An 18,055-nucleotide genomic window follows, 5' to 3' on the forward strand; every position below is an offset into this window, starting at 1 on the left:
ATTGTTTGAGATGGGGATCGCCGGCCTAAGTTTCAAGCCGACGGATATCAGCCGGCCGGGCGCGAAAAAAAAACGGACAGCAAGCTGTCCGTTTTTCCAGGCGATCCCGCCCAATCAAGCGCTCGGCTCGGCCTTCTGGCGCAGGCGCAGGTTCAGCTCGCGCAGCTGCTTGTCGTCCACCGCGTTCGGCGCGTTGGTCAACAGGCATTGGGCGCGTTGGGTCTTCGGGAAGGCGATCACGTCGCGGATCGATTCCGCGCCGCACATCAGCGTCACCAGGCGATCCAGGCCGAAGGCCAGGCCGCCGTGCGGCGGCGCGCCGAACTTCAGGTTGTCCAGCAGGAAGCCGAACTTGTTCTGCTGCTCTTCCGGGCTGATCTTCAGCGCGCCGAACACCTTCTCCTGGATGTCGGCGCGGTGGATACGGATGGAGCCGCCGCCGATTTCCCAGCCGTTCAGCACCATGTCGTAGGCGCGCGCCAGACACTTGCCCGGATCGGTGGCCATCAGGTCCTCGTGGCCCGGCTTCGGGCTGGTGAACGGATGGTGGCAGGCGGTCCAGCGGTCTTCTTCCTCGTCGTGCTCGAACATCGGGAAGTCCACCACCCACAGCGGGCGCCATTCCTTGACGAAGTAGCCGTTTTCCAGACCGTGCTCGTGGCCGATCTTGATGCGCAGCGCGCCGATCGCCTCGTTCACCACCTTGGCCTTGTCGGCGCCGAAGAAGATGATGTCGCCGTTCTGCGCGCCGGTGCGGGCTATGATTTCCTTCAGGCCATTGGCGGACAGGAACTTCACGATGGGCGACTGCAGGCCCTCTTCGTTCAGCTTGGTGACGTCGTTGACCTTGATGTAGGCCAGGCCCTTGGCGCCGTAGATGGCGACGAACTGGGTGTAGTCGTCGATTTCCTTGCGGCTGAACGACGCGCCGTTCGGCACGCGCAGGGCCACTACGCGGCCGTTCGCCATGTCGGCGGCGCCGCGGAACACCTTGAACTCTTCCGACTTCATCACGTCGGTCAGTTCGGTGAATTTCAGCGCAACGCGCATATCCGGCTTGTCGGAGCCGTAGTAGAACATCGCGTCGCCGTAGGTCATGCGCGGGAAGGTCGGCAGCGTCACGCCCAGCACGTCCTGGAAGATCTCCTTGGTCATGCCTTCGGTGATGTCCATGATCTCGTCCTCGTTCAGGAACGAGGTCTCGATATCGATCTGGGTGAATTCAGGCTGGCGGTCGGCGCGCAGGTCTTCGTCGCGGAAGCACTTGGTGATCTGGTAGTAGCGGTCGAAGCCGGCCACCATCAGCAGCTGCTTGAACAGCTGCGGCGATTGCGGCAGCGCGAAGAACTCGCCCGGATGCACGCGGGACGGCACCAGGTAGTCGCGGGCGCCTTCCGGGGTGGAGCGGGTCAGCATCGGGGTTTCGATGTCGATGAAGCCTTGCTTGTCCAGGTGGTTGCGCACGCCCATCGCCACCTTGTAGCGCAGGCGCAGGTTCTTCTGCATCGCCGGGCGGCGCAGATCGATCACGCGGTTGGTCAGACGGACGTTCTCGGACAGGTTCTCGTCGTCGATCTGGAACGGCGGCGTGGCCGCGGCGTTCAGGATTTCGATTTCCTTGGCCAGGATCTCGATCTCGCCGGAGATCATCTTGCTGTTGGCGGTGCCGGCCGGGCGCTCGCGCACGATGCCGGTGATGGACAGCACGTACTCGCCGCGGCTGCTGTCGGCCAGCTTGAACGCTTCCGGGGTGTCCGGATCGATCACCACCTGCACCAGGCCTTCGCGGTCGCGCAGGTCGATGAAGATCACGCCGCCATGGTCGCGGCGGCGATGGGCCCAGCCTTTGACGGTCACGGTTTGACCGAGGTATTTCTTGTCGATGAGTCCGCAATAATCGGTGCGCATTGGGTAAACCTTTTTGATTGAATTCTTCGAAGTTCCCGCTAGGGGACGACATGCTTAGGGGCTAGACAGGGTGACGGCCTAGCCCTGCCGATTATGTTCATCATTCAGCCGCGGGCGCTGAGCCTGCGGCGGCGGGTTCGGAACCACCACGCCCATGGAAATGACGTACTTGAGCGCCTCATCGACGCTCATGTTCAGCTCGCGGGTGTCGCTGCGCGGCACCACGATGAAATAGCCGGAAGTGGGGTTCGGCGTGGTCGGCACGTAAACGCTGACCAGCTCCTCGCCGCTCTCGGCGTGGCGCAGGATCTCCTGGGCCGGCGTGCCGGTCTGGAAGGCCACGGTCCAGGCGTTCTGGTGAGGCCAGCGCACCAGCAGCGCGTTCTTGAACGCGTTGCCGGAGTCGGACAGCAGCGTGTCGCTGACCTGCTTGACGCTGTTGTAGATGGAGCTGACCACCGGCGTGCGCGACAGCAGGCCGTGCCAGAACTCCACCAGGCGGCGGCCCAGCACGTTGGCGGCCAGCATGCCGGTGCCCATCACCACCAATACGGCGAATACCACCCCGAGGCCGGGGATATGCATGCCGAACAGCCGCTCCGGACGCCATTCGGCCGGCAGCAGCGTCAGCGTCTGGTCCAGCGAACCGATGATCAGGTTCAGCACCCACAGGGTGATCGCCAGCGGCAGCCAGATCAGCAGGCCGGCGATCAGGTACCCCTTCAGGGTCATCTTGATTTGCGGGGGAACCGACATCAGTCGCAACCGCAGCCGGCGCCGCAACTGTGGCCGCCGGCCGGGGCCGAGCCGCCGGACGCGCTCGACGAGCCGCCCTTGAAGTCGGTCGCGTACCAGCCCGAGCCCTTCAGCTGGAAGCCCGCGGCGGACAGCTGCTTATGGTAGTCGGCGCTGCCGCATTCCGGACAGGCGGCCACCGGGGCGTCGCTCAGTTTCTGCAGGTGTTCCTTGGCGACGCCACAGGCGCCGCAACGATATTCATAGATCGGCATAGCTTTACTTTCCCGCCAATTGACCACAATGGCATAATACGCACGTTTGCTGCACTGCACCACATCCGGAACTAAACTCAGGACAGGTCTGACTGTACAGATGCGGCCGCCCGCTTTCAAATCAAGTGCGCCGCCTGCAAACCTGCCATTATATCCGACTGAAACGACAATACAAAAACCACTTTCAATCATTCTGCTGCAACACCGCCCTGCAACGCTATCCCGGAGGTCCAAATGGTTTACCAAGAAGGTCAGATGGAAAGCATACGCAACATTCTCGCCGGCAAGAGGGGGCTCATCGTCGGCATCGCCAACGAGAACAGCATCGCCTACGGCTGCGCCAGCGTGCTGCGCCAGCTGGGGGCCGAATGCGCGGTCACCTACCTCAACGCCAAGGCCGAGAAATACGTGCGGCCGCTGGCCGAGCAACTGCAGGCCAAGCTGGTGCTGCCGCTGGACGTGGAGCAGCCGGGCCAGTTGGAAAGCGTATTCGCCGAGATAGAAAAGCGCTGGGGCGAGCTGGATTTCATCGTCCACTCCATCGCCTACTGCCCGATGGAGGACTTGCACGGCCGCGTCACCGACTGTTCGCTGGCCGGCTTCCAGCAGGCGATGCGGGTGTCCTGCTACTCCTTCATCGAGATGGCGCGCCTGGCCGAGCCGCTGATGAAGCGCGGCGGCAGCCTGATCACCATGAGCTACTACGGTGCGGACAAGGTGGTGGAGCACTACAACATCATGGGCCCGGTCAAGGCCGCGCTGGAAAGCGTGTCCCGCTACCTGGCCAACGAGCTCGGCCCCAAGCGCATCCGCGTGCATGCGGTGTCGCCCGGCCCGCTGAAGACGCGCGCCGCCTCCGGCATCGCGCATTTCGACCAGTTGATCGAGGACGCTATCGCCCACGCGCCGCAGAATCGCCTGGTGGAGATAGAGGAAGTGGGCATGACCTGCGCCTTCCTGATTTCGGACGCCGCCAGCGGCCTCACCGGCCAGACCATCTACGTAGACGGCGGACACCACATCAAGGCTTGAGGAGAGCGGCATGATTCACGATACCCACGCATTCGACGACATCCTGCAGCAGGCGCGGCAACTGGGCGCGCTGCCGATGGCGGTGGCCCACCCCTGCAGCCGGGAATCGCTGCTGGGCGCGGTGGAGGCCGCCGACAACGGCATCGCCACGCCCATTCTGGTGGCGCCGCACGCTCGGCTGCAGAAACTGGCCGACGAGCTGGAAGTGGACCTCGGGCGCTTCGAGTGCATCGACGTCGAGCACAGCCACGCCGCCGCCGAGCGCGCGGTGCAGCTGACCCGCGACGGCTACGCCGACATCCTGATGAAAGGCAGCCTGCACACCGACGAGTTCATGAGCGCGGCGCTGGCGCGCGAGACCGGCATCCGCACCGACCGCCGCATCAGCCACGTCTGGATCATGAAGGTGGAAAGCTACCCCCGCTACCTGTTCATCACCGACGCCGCGGTCAATATCGAGCCCGACCTGGTCACCAAGCGCGACATCTGCCAGAACGCCATCGACCTGACCCACGCGCTGGGCATCGCCTGCCCCAAGGTGGCCATCCTGGCGGCGGTGGAAACCATCAACCCCGACATGCGCTCGACGCTGGACGCCGCCGCGCTGTGCAAGATGGCCGACCGCGGCCAGATCACCGGCGCCATCCTGGACGGTCCGCTGGCCTTCGACAACGCCATCTCCAAGGAAGCCGCCCAGAGCAAGGGCATCGTCTCGCCGGTGGCCGGCGATCCCGACATCCTGCTGGTGCCGGACCTGGAGGCCGGCAATATGCTGGGCAAGCAGTTGACCTACCTCGCCCAGGCCGCCTCGGCCGGCATCGTGATGGGCGCGCGCGTGCCCATGGTGCTGACCAGCCGCGCCGACGACGCCAGCGGCCGCCTCGCCTCCAGCGCCATCGCCAATCTGCTGGCCCACCAGCGCCGCCAACAGGGAGGGCGTCCATGAACCGCTGCCTGCTGGCGATCAATGCCGGTTCCGCCACGCTGAAGTTCCGCGCCTTCTCCCCGGATGGCCGGACGCTGCTGGCGCGCGGCATGGTGGACCGTTTCGGCAGCAAGGAGGCCAGGCTGCGCTTGGCCGACGCCAAGGGCCAGGCCCTGGCCGAGCGCGATCTGGCCGACGCAGCCCACGCCGCCGCCCTGGCCGCGGTACTCAACAGCCTGGCCGACCAGGGTCTGGAGGCGCAGGCCCTGGTCCACCGCGTGGTGCACGGCGGCAGCCGCTTCCGCGAGCCGGTGCGGATAGACGCCGAAGTCCGCGCGGCGCTGGACGACTACATCGCGCTGGCGCCGCTGCACCAGCCGGTGAGCCTGGAGGTGGTGGACGCGTTCAGCGAACTGGATCCGCGGCTGCCGCAGATTGCCTGCTTCGACACCGCCTTCCACGCCACCCAGCCCACGGTGGCCACCCGTTTCGGCATTGCCCGCCACTGGCACGACGAGGGCGTGCGCCGCTATGGCTTCCACGGCCTGTCCTACGCCGCCATCTCGCGGCGGCTGCCGGAGCTGGGGCTTGCCCACGGCAAGGTGGTGGTCTGCCACCTGGGCAGCGGCGCCAGCGCCTGCGCGATCGAGTCCGGCAAGAGCGTGGCGTCCAGCATGGGCTTCTCGGCGGTGGACGGGCTGATGATGGGCAGCCGTCCAGGCTATATCGACCCGGAGGTGATCCTGTACTGGCAGGAACACGAAGGCATGGGCGTGAAGGACGTGCGGCGCGAGCTGTACAAGAACTCGGGCCTCTTGGGGGTGTCCGGCGTATCCGCCGACATGCGCGAACTGCTGGCCAGCGACTTGCCGGAAGCGCGCGAGGCGGTGGAGCTGTTCTGCTACCGCGCCGCGCGCGAGGCGGCCAGCCTGGCCGCGGCGATGCGCGGCCTGGACGGGCTGGTCTTCACCGCCGGCATAGGCGAACACTCGGCCGAGGTGCGGGCCAGGATATTGCAGCAGCTGTCCTGGCTGGGATTCGATCTCGACCACGCCGCCAACCTCGCCCACGCGCGGCGGCTGACCGCCGCCGGCAGCCGCCTGCCGGCCTACGTGCTGCCCACCGACGAGGAGGGCGAAATGGCGCGCCAGGCCGCGCGCTTGTTATAAAAACAGGGTCAGGCGCCCGCGCCGCCCAGCCAGCGGGTGAGCACCTGAGCGGCCAGCGCCGTCAGCGCCTCGCCATGGCGTCGGTTCTGCTCGCGCAGCTCGCGCGGGTCGATGCCGGCCGCCGCCAGCTCGCCGCTATGGCCGATCAGCCAACGCTCCAGCTGCTGCGGCTCCGCCTCGAGGTGAAACTGCAGGCCCAGCGCGTAATCGCCGACGGCGTAAGCCTGGTGCGGACAGCGCTCGCTGGCGGCCAGCCATTGCGCGCCGCGGGGCACGGCGAACTGGTCGCCGTGCCAGTGCAGCACCGGCGCGTCGGCCAGCGGCGCCAGCGCGGACGCCCGGCCCGCTTCGGTCAGCTTCAGCGGCGCGTAGCCTATCTCCTTGTGCCCCATCGGCGCCACTTTGGCGCCCAGCGCGCGCGCCATCAGCTGCGCGCCCAGGCAGACGCCCAGCGTCGGCCGCCGCTGCCGCAGCCGCGCTTGCAGCAATCTCAGCTCCTGCTCCAGAAAGGGATACTGCGCCTCGTCGTTCGCGCCGATCGGGCCGCCCAGCGCCACCAGCAGATCCGCCTGATCCAATGCGGCCGTGTCCAGCCGGTCCACGCCGGCTTCGCGGTATTCAATGCGGTAGCCGCGCATCTCAAGCACGCGGCGCAGCGTTCCCAGATCTTCGAATGCGACATGGCGGATCGCGATGGCGGTCTTCATCCGCGCCCCCTTCCTATGCGGATTCAATTTTCCGAGTATGCATAAGCCCCCCGCCATTGTCGACGATGGAAAGGACAACGCCCCCGCCGCATCTCTGCGGCGGGGGCGCGGATACACAAAAGGCCCCGCGATGCGGAGCCTTTGCGTATTCTTGCAGCCTTGGCTGGCTAGATCAGGCCATGGCCTTGATCTGAGCGGACAGACGGCTCTTGTGACGAGCGGCCTTGTTCTTGTGGAACACGCCCTTGTCGGCGATGCGGTCGATCACTTTTTCGGAAGCCTGGAACACCACGCGAGCGGCGGCCTTGTCGCCGGCTTCGATTGCCTTGAGCACTTTCTTCACTGCGGTACGGAACGCAGTACGCAGGCTGGCGTTATGCGCGCGCTGCTTGAGGGCTGTGCGTGCACGCTTGCGAGCTTGTGCGCTGTTAGCCATGAATCTTTCTCCTGATAGCGGAATCTGAAACCCGCGATTCTAAGCCCTAAACACAGGTTTTGCAACAGGAATCCCGCCAGCGTAAACTAGCGGGCTTGCTCAACGCCTCTGACACCCAAATAAAGCAATGAACCTGCTCAAGGCCCTGGCTGCAGTCAGCAGCATGACCATGGTTTCCCGCGTGCTCGGCCTGGTGCGCGACACGCTGGTTGCCCGCATTTTCGGCGCCGGCATGGCCGCCGACGCCTTCAACGCCGCCTTCAAGATTCCCAACATGCTGCGCCGGCTGTTCGCCGAGGGCGCGTTCTCGCAGGCTTTCGTGCCGATACTGGGCGAATACAAGCAGAACAGGACGCACGAGGAGACCCGCGAATTCGTCGCCAAGGTCACCGGCGTGCTGGGCTCGGTGTTGCTGCTGGTGACGGCGATAGGCATGCTGGCCGCGCCGGCCATCATGTGGATCTCGGCGCCCGGCTTTTACCGCGAGCCGGCCAAGGCCGCGCTGTTCGCCGACATCCTGCGCGTCTCCTTCCCATATATTTTCTTCATCTCGCTGTCGTCGATGACCGGCAGCGTGCTCAACAGCTGGGGCAAGTTCTCGATCCCGGCTTTCACCCCCACCTTCCTAAACCTCAGCTTCATCGTCTTCGCGCTGGCTTTCACCCATTACTTCCATCCGCCCATCATGGCGATGGCGTGGGCGGTGTTCGTCGGCGGGCTGATCCAGCTGGTGTGGCAGCTGCCCTTCCTGAAGCAGATCGGCATGCTGGCCAAGCCCATCCTCGCCTTCCGCGATCCGGAAGTCTGGCGGGTGATCAAACAGATGGGGCCGGCGATCTTCGGCGTGTCGGTGGCGCAGATCTCGCTGCTGATCAACTCCACCTTCGCCTCCTTCCTGCCCACCGGCAGCGTGTCCTGGATGTATTACGCCGACCGGCTGATGGAATTCCCGTCCGGCGTGCTGGGCGTGGCGCTCGGCACCATCCTGCTTCCGTCCTTGTCCAAACACGCCGCCAGCAAGTCCGACGCCGAGTTCAGCGTGCTGCTGGACTGGGGCATACGGCTGTCGCTGCTGCTGGCGGTGCCGGCCACCGTCGGCCTGGGCCTGCTGTCCGGCCCCTTGCTGTACACCATGTTCATGTACGGCAAGTTCACCGCCCACGACGCCTTGATGTCGCAGCAGGCGGTGATCGCCTACTCCTTCGGCCTGTTGGGGCTGATCCTGGTCAAGGTGCTGGCGCCGGGCTTCTACGCGCGCCAGGACATCAAGACGCCGGTGCGCATCGCGGTGGCGACGCTGATCGCCACCCAGGTGATGAACCTGGCCTTCGTGTTCCCGCTGAAGCACGCCGGCCTGGCGCTGTCGATCGGCCTCGCCTCCTGCATCAATGCCGGCCTGTTGATGCACACGCTGCAAAAGCGCGGCATCTACCGTCCGGAAGCCGGCTGGAAGCCCTTCCTCGCCAAGCTGTTCATCGCCATCGCGGCGATGGCGGCCGCGCTGCTGGCCTGCCAGCAATGGCTGCCGATAGACTGGCACGGCCACGCCTGGCAGCGCGCGCTGTGGCTGCTGCTGCTGGTCGGCGTCGGCGCGGCGGTTTATTTCGCCGCGCTGTTCGTCCAGGGCTTCCGCCCGCGCCACTTCATGCGCCGCGAGCATTGATCATGCGCCAGACGCTCAAGGCTATTTCTCAGGCAGAGCGCCAGGCCTTGACGGTTTTGCTGGTTTGCAGCCTGTGCATGGTCTGGCTGCAATACCCCGCCAACCGCTATTGGATGCTGGCCACGCTTAATCTGGCCTTGCCCCAGGCCGCGGACTGGTTTCGCGCCTCCGTGGTGCACAATCCGCATACCGAACTGTTCCGCGTCGCCTATTGGGCGCTGGCCAGCATCGCCGGCTATGTTTTGCTACCTTGGCTGCACATTCGGCTCAAAGGCGGCAAGCTGTCCGACTACGGCATCGCCTGGCCGGACCGCAGCACGCTGCGCGCCGACCTGAAGCTGTTTCCGCTGTTCTATGCACTGATGCTGCCGCTGGTGTGGTGGGCATCGGCTCAGCCTGGCTTTCTCGCCATCTATCCTTTCTTCCGGCTGAGTTCGGGAGAAACGCTATGGCCGCACTGGCTGCTGTGGGAAATGCTTTATTTCGCCCAGTTCGCCGCGCTGGAGTTCTTCTTTCGAGGCTATATGGTGCATGGGCTGAAGCCCCGCCTCGGCTGGCTGGCGGTATTCGTGATGATCATCCCCTATTGCATGATCCATTTCGAAAAACCGGCGCTGGAGAGCCTGGCCGCCATTATCGCCGGCGCCGCTCTGGGCTTGCTAAGCTACCGCTATAAATCAATCTGGCTGGGCGTGGCGCTGCATTGCAGCGTGGCGCTGACCATGGACCTGATGGCGCTGTGGCGCAAGGGTCTGCTGTAAAGGAAATCATCATGAACATACATGCCGCCACACCCGAACATTCGCCGCTGGGCAAAACCGTCAGCTACCAGGACCAGTACGATCCGTCCCTGCTGTTCCCGATCGCGCGCCAGACCAAGCGCGACGAGATCGGCGTGGATGAAGCCGCGCTGCCCTTCGCCGGCGTCGACATCTGGACCGGCTTCGAGCTGTCCTGGCTCAACGCCCGCGGCAAGCCGCAGATCGGCATCGCCACCTTCCGCATTCCGGCCGGCAGCCCCAGGCTGATCGAGTCCAAGTCGTTCAAGCTCTACCTGAACAGCTACAACCAGACGCGGATGGACGGCATCGACGCCCTCGCCGCCCAGTTGGCGCGGGACCTGTCCGCCGCCGCCGGCGCCGAGGTGGCGGTCAGCATCGCGCTGCCGCAAGCCTTCGCCGCCGAGCGGATCGCCGAGCTCGCGGGCGAATGCATCGACGAGCTGGACATCGCCGTCGACAACTACGCGCCCTGCCCGGAAATCCTGAGCGCCGACTCCACGGCCATCGTCAGCGAAACGCTGTGCAGCAATCTCTTGAAGTCCAACTGCCTGGTCACCGGCCAGCCGGACTGGGGCAGCGTGTCCATCCGCTACACCGGTCCGAAAATAGACCGCGAAGCGCTGCTGAGGTATCTGATCGGCTTCCGCCGGCACAATGAATTCCACGAGCAATGCGTCGAGCGCATCTTCGTCGACGTGCTGCGCGCCTGCGCGCCAACGAAGCTGACCGTCTACGCCCGCTACACCCGCCGCGGCGGCCTGGACATCAACCCCTGGCGCAGCAACTGCGACGCAGCGCCGACGGACAACGTCCGCACCGCCCGGCAGTAGCGCCGGCGAAACGCGCAAAACAAAAGGGATGCTTCTCGGCATCCCTTTTTTTGCGGCCCAGGCCAGGCATCAGAACGGCGCCGGCGCCTCGAACTCCATTTCCTCGAAAGTCACCGGATGGCGCAACACCAGCCGCGACGCATGCAGCAGCAGGCGGTCGGCCTTGGCCAGCGCCTCCGGCGGCGCGTAGATGGTGTCGCCGAGGATGGGGTGGCCGGACTCCAGATTCAGCATGTGCATGCGCAGCTGGTGGGCGCGGCCGGTCTGCGGGTCCAGCTCCACCCGGCTGATGTTGCGGCCGGTATCGCGCAGAATCACCCGGTAATGGGTGATGGCTTCCTTGCCCTGGTCGAAGTCCACCTTCTGCCGCGGCCGGTTCGGCCAGTCTATGATCAGCGGCAGGTCTATGGTGCCGCTGTTGCTCTCGATGATGCCGTCCACCACCGCGATGTAGCGCTTCTTCACCTTGCGGTCCATGAAGGCGATCGACAGCGCGCGCTGCATCTCCGGCCCGCGTCCCATCACCACCAGGCCGGAAGTATCCATGTCCAGCCTATGCACGGTCAGCGCGTCCGGATACACCTTCTGCGCGCGGCTGATCAGGCAGTCGGCCTTGTCCTCGCCGCGCCCCGGCACCGACAGCAGGCCGCTGGGCTTGTCCAGCACCAGCAGGCAATCGTCGGCGTAGATCACGTCGAGGCCGGTGTCCGGCGGCGGATTGTAATGCTCCAGGTTGTGTCTTTGCATCGAAAACGGCTTTGAAAACGGGTATTGGCGGCGATTATCGGCGCTCCGCCGGATCGAGACAAGGCCCCCTGAGTCTTACTTCAGATCTTCCGCGGAGGGCTCCAGCAACGACGAGAAACGCGTCAGCAGCCAGTTCAGCAGCCTGGACTGATGCTGGAAATAGTTCCAGGTGGGCCGCTGTTCCGCCCCCAGGATGCGCTTGAACGCATAGCTGGTGGAACCCAGCTCGATCTCCGCGCAGCCCCGCGCCTCGGCTACCTCCACCGAGCGAATAAGCATGGTGGCGTAAAGGCCGTAATCATAGGCATGCAGGTAATCCAGTCCGCCAAAGGCGTTCATCATCAACGCCCCCTTGCCCAGCAACTGGCAGAAGCCGATCAGTTCGCCCTGCAGATAAAACAGCAAGTAGATGCTGCCGTCGCTGGTGCGGGTAAAGTAGTCGGGGCCGAGCCGGCCGAACTTGAGCGGCGCCTTCTCCCAGGTTTGCAGATAGAGCGCGTATATCCTGCCCAGCAAGCTGACTGGCAGCCCTTCGACCACTTCGTATCGCAAGCTGTCCGATTTTTTCAGCTTGCGCCTGAGTCCGCGGCGACGGCTGCCTTTCAGCGAAGCGTAGTAATCGCCGCGCAAGCGGATGACGGGAACCGGCAGACCCTTCACCCTGGCGTAGCCATTCAGCGGCAGGTCTTCTCCGAATCCCTTCCAGGCGATCAGCCGCCCCTTCTGGCCCAAGCGCCGCGTCACCTCCGCGATGATTTCGGGCGTCAGCTCCCCCTCCACCCGCCCCAAGTCCGTCACCGGGTTGCCCACGCAAGCCATCGGAATGCTCAGTTTGGGCAGCCAGGCGAACAGCGGTCCCCTGGGCAACAGGATGTTCAGTTCCAGATCGGTGACGAAGTAAGGAATGCAGCACACGCGACGGCCGGCCTCCTTCGCGACGAAAAAACCCTGCCGGAACTCAGGCATGCAACCACGGGAGAACGCGCTATAGAAATCGGCGTTATCGGGATTGCCGGCGGAGAAATCGGCCGGCGGAGCAGGCAAATCTTGTAGAGTAAGCATGGGTCGGCGCATCCAGGGTCCAAGAATGACGGCCATGCCCCGACCAGACCAATAATTTAGTTTTAGTTACTATAGTTCATGAAAATAGTTAAAAACAAGGAAATCACATGAGCGAACAGTTCTACGCCAATGCCTATCAAACCCGCCTCGCCACCCGCGTGCTGCGTCACGACGACGCCGGCCTGATCCTGGAAGACACGCTGTGCTACCCGCTCGGCGGCGGCCAGCCCGGCGACAGCGCCGCGTTGACGCTGGCGGACCGCTCCGCGCTGCGCATCGCAGACACCCGCCGCGACCGCGAAACCCGGGCCATCCTGCACCAGACAGCAGGCGACGCCCGTCTCGCGCCGGGAACGGAAGTGACGCTGGAGCTGGACTGGGACCGCCGCTACCGCCACATGCGCATCCACACCTGTCTGCATTTGCTGGGCGTGGTGGTCAAGGCCGGCGTCACCGGCGGCAACATGACCGCCGAATCGGGCCGGCTGGACTTCGCGCTGCCCGAGGGCATGGAGCTGGACAAGGAAAACATCGAGGCCGAATTGAACCGCCTGGTGGACGCCGACCTGCCCCTCGCGGTGAGGATAACCAGCGGCGAAGCGTTGAAGGCGCAGCCTGAGCTGATCCGCACCATGTCGGTGACGCCGCCGCTGCATCTGCCGGAAATCCGTCTGATCGAAATCGAAGGCGTGGATCTGCAGCCCTGCGGCGGCACCCATGTCGCGCGCACCGGCGAAGTGGGCCGGGTCAGGGTGAAGAAGATAGAAAGCAAGGGCGCGCGCAACAAGCGCGTGGTGGTGGAATTGGTCGACTGACGCCGGGAGAAACGCCATGGACGAAACCGTGATCGGCAGCGTGCTCGCCGTTCTGGCAGGCAAAGCCGTGCCCTATGCCCGCCCCGGCGCGCTCAGCGCCATCGACAAGCAAGCCCGGAACGGACGCGCGGCGGTCGGAACGCTTGGCCTGGAAGGCGACGAGCAGGGCGATCCCCGTTACCACGGCGGGCCGCACAAGGCGATTCACTTGTACGCTTTCGAGCATTACGCCCGCTGGCGCGACGAGATCGGCCCGCGCCAAGCGCTGAGCCGGCCCGGCGGTTTCGGCGAAAACCTGAGCACGCTGGGCGTGGACGAGCGCACGCTGTGCCTGGGCGACCGGCTGGCCATCGGCACCGCGGCGCTGGAAATCTCCCAGGGCCGCCAGCCTTGCTGGAAGCTCAACCACCGCTTCGACCAGCGCGACATGGCCCGACGGCTGCAGGACACCGGCCGCACCGGCTGGTACTGCCGGGTGCTGCAGCCCGGCGATATCGGCGCCGGCGACGACATCCGCCTGTTGGCGCGCCCCTATCCGGAATGGACGCTGGCCAGGCTCGTCGAGGCGTTCTACCGCCGCGGACTGGAGCGGGAGCTGCTGCTGGAGATCGCCCGGCTGCCGCTGGTGGAATCGTGGCGGGCGCTGATCGAGAAACGGCTGGAAAGCGGCCAACTGGAAGACTGGAGCCGCCGGCTGGATGGATAAAAAAAACGGAGGCCGCATGGTCTCCGTTTTTTTACTCGCGCGCCGGCTTAACGAGCGTCCAGCGCCATCTCGTGTTCAGGATGCGCCGGCTTCTCGTCCAGCGTCATCCGGTGCAGCCACGGCGCGATGATGATGGTCACCACCGCGATCACGCCGGTCACCACGCCGATCTGGGTGAACACGCGGCTGTAGATCTCCAGCGTGGCCAGCGGGTTGGTCACGTTGTCCGGCGCGGCGGTCAGGCCCGCCACCCAGCCGGCGATCACCGACGACGCGGCCGAGGTCAGGAACCAGGCGCCCATGATGAAGCCCATCAGACGCTGCGGCACCAGCTGCGCCACCATCGCCAGCCCCAGGCCCGAGATCAGCAGCTCGCCCACGCTCTGCAGCAGATAGCTCAGCACCATCCAGTTGGACGACACCAGGCCCTGCGCGTTGGCGTACTTGGCGCCCAGCGGCAGCACCAGGAAGGCACCGGCGCACAGCACCATGCCGATCGCGAACTTGTGCGGCATCGGCAGGCGATTGCCCAGCTTGTTGTAGCACAAGGCAAGCAGCGGACTGGCCAGCATGATCCAGAACGGATTCAGCGACTGGAACTGCTCCGGCTGCACCGGGATGCCGAACAGCATGTGCTCGGTGTTGTGGATGGCGAAGAAGTTCAGCGACAGCGGCATCTGGTTGTACAGCACGAAGAACACGGTTGCCTGCAGCATCAGGATGGCGGCCACGATCATCTTCTTGCGCTCCGCGCCTTTCAGCAGCAGCGTTTCCTTGACGTACAGGCCCACCACGCCGATCGACAGCACGGCCAGCACCACGTTGGCGATGATCTCGTGCTTGAGCAGCAGCGCGGCGGCGGCGCAGGCGGCCACCACGCCGGCCAGCACCGCCAGCCAGGTGGACAGCCTGGGCGTGCGGAAGTCGGCGTCGGAACCGTAGTTCTTCACCCAGCCTTGCATCAGGATGAAATTGGCGACGGTGATCAGCATGCCCACCACCGACAGCGCGAAGGCGTGGGCGTAGCCGAACTGGTCGGCCAGCCACGGCGTGGCCAGCATCGACAGCAGCGAACCGATGTTGATCGCCATGTAGTACATGGTGAAGGCGCCGTCCAGCCGCGGATCGTTCTCCTCGTAGCACTTGGACAGCAGCGACGACGGATTGGCCTTGAACAGGCCGTTGCCCACCGCGATGGTGCCCATGCCCAAGTAAAGCAGGCTGATATGCTCGGACGACGCGGTCACCATCGCGTAGCCGGCGGTCAGCACCAGCGCGCCCAGCAGGATGGTGCGCTTGGTTCCCAGCACCTTGTCGCCCAGCCAGCCGCCGACGGCGATCAGGCCATACACCAGCGCGATGAAGGAGGAGAACAGCGTGAAGGAGTCGGCCTCGCGCAGGCCCAGGGCCTTCACCAGGTAAACGGCCAGGATGCCCTGCAGGCCATAGAAACCGAAACGCTCCCAGAATTCGATCGAGAAGATCAGGTAGAACGGCTTGGGCTGGCGCAAGGGGTTGAGCGCAGACGTCGTCATATTGGGTTCCTTGTAATCAGAACTGCCGCGGACCCGGGAAAAGCTCCTGCGTGGCGGAATGACGGAAAGACAGGCCCCCAGGGCGCCGGCCATCGCCAGTCACGCCAGGGTGAGACAGACAGTGGTCACTACTGAAAAATAAGGCAAACTCTTGCCATCATTCGGAAAAGCACGACGAATAGCGCTTTTGCTCGACAAAAGATAGCGTTCAGGAACTATTGATGATCGAAGTTGTCGCAACTGTCAATGCCGCGGCTTGGCAATATGGAAAAATACCCGCATGGCAAGAGCGGGATTTGGAAAAGCGGCAGCATTTTACCAATCAAAACGCTTGCAAATCGATTAAAAAAAGACAGAATACTGTTATTTTTAATTTTTAAGCAATTTAATTGCTTTTATATCAAACCACCACTCTCCCGCGCTCAGCCTCGCAAAGCCGACAGCCTGATATCCAGTTCCGACACGCGCCGCCGCAAGGCGGCGATGAAGCGCGCCGGCAGCGGCGATGCCGGACGGAATTGCGGCAGCACCAGCTGCACGGAAAACGGTATCGACTCCGCCAGCGGCCGCACTGCCAGCCCCCTCTCCGCCTCGGCCAGCGCCGTCAGCGGGTTGACGATGGCCACGCCCAGTCCCAGCCTCACCATTTCGCACACCGAAGCCGCGCTGTGGCACGACAGCTGCAAACGGCGCGACACGCCCTCCCGCGCCAACCAGGCGTCCACCTGCTGCCGGTAGCTGTCGCTGGCCGCCAGGCTGATGAAGGACAAACCGTCAAAATCGCGCGCCTCCAGCCTGCGCTTCTCCGCCAACGGATGCCCCGCCGGCAGCACGCATAGCTCGTCGCCCTGCCACAGCGGCTGCATCTGGCAGCCGGCCGGCGCCTGCTGCTGCTCGGTCAGTCCCAGGTCGAAGCGCTGCGCGGCCAGCCACTCCTCCAGCCACGGCGACTCCTGCGGGCTGATGTCCACGCCCACGTCGGGAAAGTCGGCGACGAAATCGGCGCAGGCCCCCGGCAGCAGCGCCTGCGCGAATACCGGCAGGCAAGCGACGGCCAGTTGGCCGCCGGCGAACTGCCGGATCGCATCCGCGCTGGCGACGATGCGCTCCAGCCCGACGAAGCTGCGCTCCACTTCGGCGAACAGCTGCAGCGCCTGCTGGGTGGGACGCAAGCGGCCATGGCCGCGCTCGAACAGCGCCATGCCCAGCAATTGCTCGCAACGCGCCAGCTCGCGGCTGACCGTAGGCTGGGACGTGTGCAGCAAACGCGCGGCGCCGCTGACGCTGCCGCAGGTCATCACCGCCCGGAACACTTCGATATGGCGCAAGCTGATGGACATGGACCTCACCGTACTTTCAAACCAATCCATATCATAAATGAAAGACTGATCTAAAAATTGCTATTTTATTTTTATGTCCCGCCAGCGGATCATCGTGTGAAACCTCAACCGGATTGCCCGCCATGCACGCTTTCGACAATCGCCAGCTCGCCGACATCGCCCGCCAGTACGGCACGCCGCTATGGGTCTACCGCGCCGATACCATCCGCGAGCGCATCGCGGAGCTGAAAGCCTTCGACACCATACGCTACGCGCAGAAGGCCAACTCCAATACCCACATCCTCAGGCTGATGCGCGCCGAGGGCGTCAAGGTGGACGCGGTGTCGCTGGGAGAGATCGAGCGCGCGCTGGCGGCCGGCTACCGCGGCGGCGGCGAACCGTCCGATATCGTGTTCACCGCCGACGTGCTGGATCGGCCGACGCTGGCCAAGGTGATCGCCGAGAACATTCCGGTCAACGCCGGCTCCATCGACATGCTGCGGCAGCTTGGCGAAGCCGCCCCCGGCCACCCGGTCTGGCTGCGCATCAACCCCGGCTTCGGCCACGGCCACAGCCAGAAGACCAACACCGGCGGCGAAAACAGCAAGCACGGCATCTGGCATGGCGACCTGGACGAGGCGCTGCAGGCGGTGCGCCGCTTCAATCTGCGCCTGATCGGCATTCACATGCACATCGGCTCCGGCGTCGACTACGGCCATCTGGAGCAGGTATGCGGCGCGATGGTGGAGCTGGTGGCCCGGCTGGAATGCGACATCGAGGCGATCTCGGCCGGCGGCGGCCTGTCCATCCCCTACCGCGACGGCGACGCGCGCATCGACACCGCCCACTACTTCCAGCTATGGGATGCGGCGCGGCGGCGCATCGAAGCGCATCTGGGCCATCCGGTGCAGCTGGAAATCGAGCCCGGCCGCTTCCTGGTGGCCGAAGCGGGGGCGCTGCTCTCCGAGGTGCGCGCGGTGAAAAACATGGGCAGCCGCCATTTCGTGCTGGTGGACGCCGGCTTCAACGATCTGATGCGGCCGTCGCTGTACGGCAGCTATCACCGCATCTCGCTGCTGGACGCGGACGGCGCGGAAAAAACCGGCGCCGTCGACACCGTGGTGGCCGGCCCGCTGTGCGAATCCGGCGACGTGTTCACCCAGCAGGAAGGCGGCACCGTGGAAACCCGGCCGCTGCCGCCGGCGCAAGTCGGCGACCTGATGGTGTTCCACGACGCCGGCGCCTACGGCGCGACCATGTCGTCCAACTACAACAGCCGGCCGCTGCTGGCCGAGGCGCTGGTGGATGGCGGAGCCGTCCGGCAGATCCGCCGCCGCCAGACCATCGCCGAGCTGCTGGCGCTGGAGGCCTGACGCCGCGCTCGGCGCGCGAAAAAGCCGGGCAGCGCC

Annotated in this window: 19 protein-coding genes; 10 read left to right on the plus strand and 9 right to left on the minus strand. The window is 65.0% G+C overall.

The window, feature by feature from the left end:
* Window positions 1–114: 114 nt before the first annotated feature.
* The 3 genes from aspS to CV_RS18515 form a co-directional block, all read right to left on the minus strand.
* Window positions 115–1,908 (minus strand): aspartate--tRNA ligase, encoded by a 1,794-nt coding sequence (gene aspS, locus CV_RS18505; protein ID WP_011137287.1) that lies wholly within the window; start codon window positions 1,906–1,908, stop codon window positions 115–117.
* Between the two features lie 78 nt (window positions 1,909–1,986).
* A complete protein-coding gene (locus CV_RS18510) occupies window positions 1,987–2,640 on the minus strand; it encodes a DUF502 domain-containing protein (protein WP_223938053.1) in 654 nt (217 codons plus the stop codon).
* Between the two features lie 23 nt (window positions 2,641–2,663).
* Window positions 2,664–2,918, minus strand: a complete 255-nt coding sequence (locus CV_RS18515) for an FmdB family zinc ribbon protein (RefSeq protein WP_043596693.1) — start codon at window positions 2,916–2,918, stop codon at window positions 2,664–2,666.
* Window positions 2,919–3,152: 234 nt separating this feature from the next.
* Between CV_RS18515 and fabI the strand changes: the two genes are divergently transcribed.
* From fabI to CV_RS18530, 3 genes are read left to right on the plus strand one after another with little or no spacing between them, the layout of a single operon-like run.
* Complete coding sequence (gene fabI, locus CV_RS18520) at window positions 3,153–3,950, plus strand: enoyl-ACP reductase FabI (RefSeq protein WP_225547843.1); 798 nt, start codon at window positions 3,153–3,155, stop codon at window positions 3,948–3,950.
* Between the two features lie 10 nt (window positions 3,951–3,960).
* Window positions 3,961–4,896: a phosphate acetyltransferase gene (locus tag CV_RS18525; protein ID WP_011137291.1), complete on the plus strand. Its 936-nt coding sequence runs from the start codon at window positions 3,961–3,963 to the stop codon at window positions 4,894–4,896.
* Window positions 4,893–6,044, plus strand: coding sequence for an acetate/propionate family kinase (locus CV_RS18530; protein ID WP_011137292.1), 1,152 nt, complete (start codon window positions 4,893–4,895; stop codon window positions 6,042–6,044). Before CV_RS18525 ends, CV_RS18530 begins: the two co-directional genes overlap by 4 nt.
* Window positions 6,045–6,052: 8 nt before the next feature.
* On the opposite strand, the gene CV_RS18535 is transcribed toward CV_RS18530, so the two are convergent.
* Both CV_RS18535 and rpsT read right to left on the minus strand, forming a co-directional pair.
* Window positions 6,053–6,751, minus strand: a complete 699-nt coding sequence (locus tag CV_RS18535) for a glutamine amidotransferase (RefSeq protein WP_011137293.1) — start codon at window positions 6,749–6,751, stop codon at window positions 6,053–6,055.
* A 172-nt stretch (window positions 6,752–6,923) separates the two neighbouring features.
* Complete coding sequence (gene rpsT / locus CV_RS18540; protein ID WP_011137294.1) at window positions 6,924–7,187, minus strand: 30S ribosomal protein S20; 264 nt, start codon at window positions 7,185–7,187, stop codon at window positions 6,924–6,926.
* Between the two features lie 127 nt (window positions 7,188–7,314).
* Between rpsT and murJ the strand changes: the two genes are divergently transcribed.
* The 3 genes from murJ to queF are packed head-to-tail and all read left to right on the plus strand — an operon-like array spanning window position 7,315 to window position 10,462.
* The gene (gene murJ / locus CV_RS18545; RefSeq protein ID WP_043596695.1) at window positions 7,315–8,850 is read left to right on the plus strand and encodes a murein biosynthesis integral membrane protein MurJ; all 1,536 of its coding nucleotides are present in this window, start codon (window positions 7,315–7,317) and stop codon (window positions 8,848–8,850) included.
* Window positions 8,851–8,852: 2 nt separating this feature from the next.
* Window positions 8,853–9,611, plus strand: a complete 759-nt coding sequence (locus tag CV_RS18550; protein WP_011137296.1) for a CPBP family glutamic-type intramembrane protease — start codon at window positions 8,853–8,855, stop codon at window positions 9,609–9,611.
* Window positions 9,612–9,622: 11 nt separating this feature from the next.
* Window positions 9,623–10,462: an NADPH-dependent 7-cyano-7-deazaguanine reductase QueF gene (gene queF, locus CV_RS18555; protein WP_011137297.1), complete on the plus strand. Its 840-nt coding sequence runs from the start codon at window positions 9,623–9,625 to the stop codon at window positions 10,460–10,462.
* A gap of 69 nt (window positions 10,463–10,531) precedes the next feature.
* Here the strand turns inward: queF and CV_RS18560 are convergent, their stop codons facing one another.
* Both CV_RS18560 and CV_RS18565 read right to left on the minus strand, forming a co-directional pair.
* Window positions 10,532–11,209 (minus strand): pseudouridine synthase, encoded by a 678-nt coding sequence (locus CV_RS18560; protein ID WP_011137298.1) that lies wholly within the window; start codon window positions 11,207–11,209, stop codon window positions 10,532–10,534.
* A gap of 75 nt (window positions 11,210–11,284) precedes the next feature.
* Window positions 11,285–12,271, minus strand: a complete 987-nt coding sequence (locus CV_RS18565) for a GNAT family N-acetyltransferase (protein WP_158303329.1) — start codon at window positions 12,269–12,271, stop codon at window positions 11,285–11,287.
* 107 nt (window positions 12,272–12,378) lie between these two features.
* Here CV_RS18565 and CV_RS18570 point away from each other — a divergent pair, with 107 nt between their 5' ends.
* Window positions 12,379–13,086, plus strand: coding sequence for an alanyl-tRNA editing protein (locus CV_RS18570; RefSeq protein ID WP_011137300.1), 708 nt, complete (start codon window positions 12,379–12,381; stop codon window positions 13,084–13,086).
* A 16-nt stretch (window positions 13,087–13,102) separates the two neighbouring features.
* Entirely contained in the window at window positions 13,103–13,792 is a 690-nt protein-coding gene (locus CV_RS18575; RefSeq protein ID WP_011137301.1) for an MOSC domain-containing protein, read from the plus strand.
* Window positions 13,793–13,839: 47 nt separating this feature from the next.
* Here CV_RS18575 and dtpA read toward each other — a convergent pair whose 3' ends face one another.
* A complete protein-coding gene (gene dtpA / locus CV_RS18580) occupies window positions 13,840–15,327 on the minus strand; it encodes a dipeptide/tripeptide permease DtpA (protein WP_011137302.1) in 1,488 nt (495 codons plus the stop codon).
* Between the two features lie 221 nt (window positions 15,328–15,548).
* Here dtpA and CV_RS23855 point away from each other — a divergent pair, with 221 nt between their 5' ends.
* A complete protein-coding gene (locus CV_RS23855) occupies window positions 15,549–15,707 on the plus strand; it encodes a hypothetical protein (RefSeq protein WP_158303330.1) in 159 nt (52 codons plus the stop codon).
* Between the two features lie 42 nt (window positions 15,708–15,749).
* Here the strand turns inward: CV_RS23855 and CV_RS18585 are convergent, their stop codons facing one another.
* Complete coding sequence (locus CV_RS18585) at window positions 15,750–16,667, minus strand: LysR family transcriptional regulator (RefSeq protein WP_011137303.1); 918 nt, start codon at window positions 16,665–16,667, stop codon at window positions 15,750–15,752.
* 122 nt (window positions 16,668–16,789) lie between these two features.
* Here CV_RS18585 and lysA point away from each other — a divergent pair, with 122 nt between their 5' ends.
* A complete protein-coding gene (gene lysA / locus CV_RS18590; protein WP_011137304.1) occupies window positions 16,790–18,019 on the plus strand; it encodes a diaminopimelate decarboxylase in 1,230 nt (409 codons plus the stop codon).
* Window positions 18,020–18,055: the final 36 nt, after the last annotated feature.

This window comes from Chromobacterium violaceum ATCC 12472 (assembly GCF_000007705.1).
GTDB classification, from domain to species: Bacteria; Pseudomonadota; Gammaproteobacteria; order Burkholderiales; family Chromobacteriaceae; genus Chromobacterium; species Chromobacterium violaceum.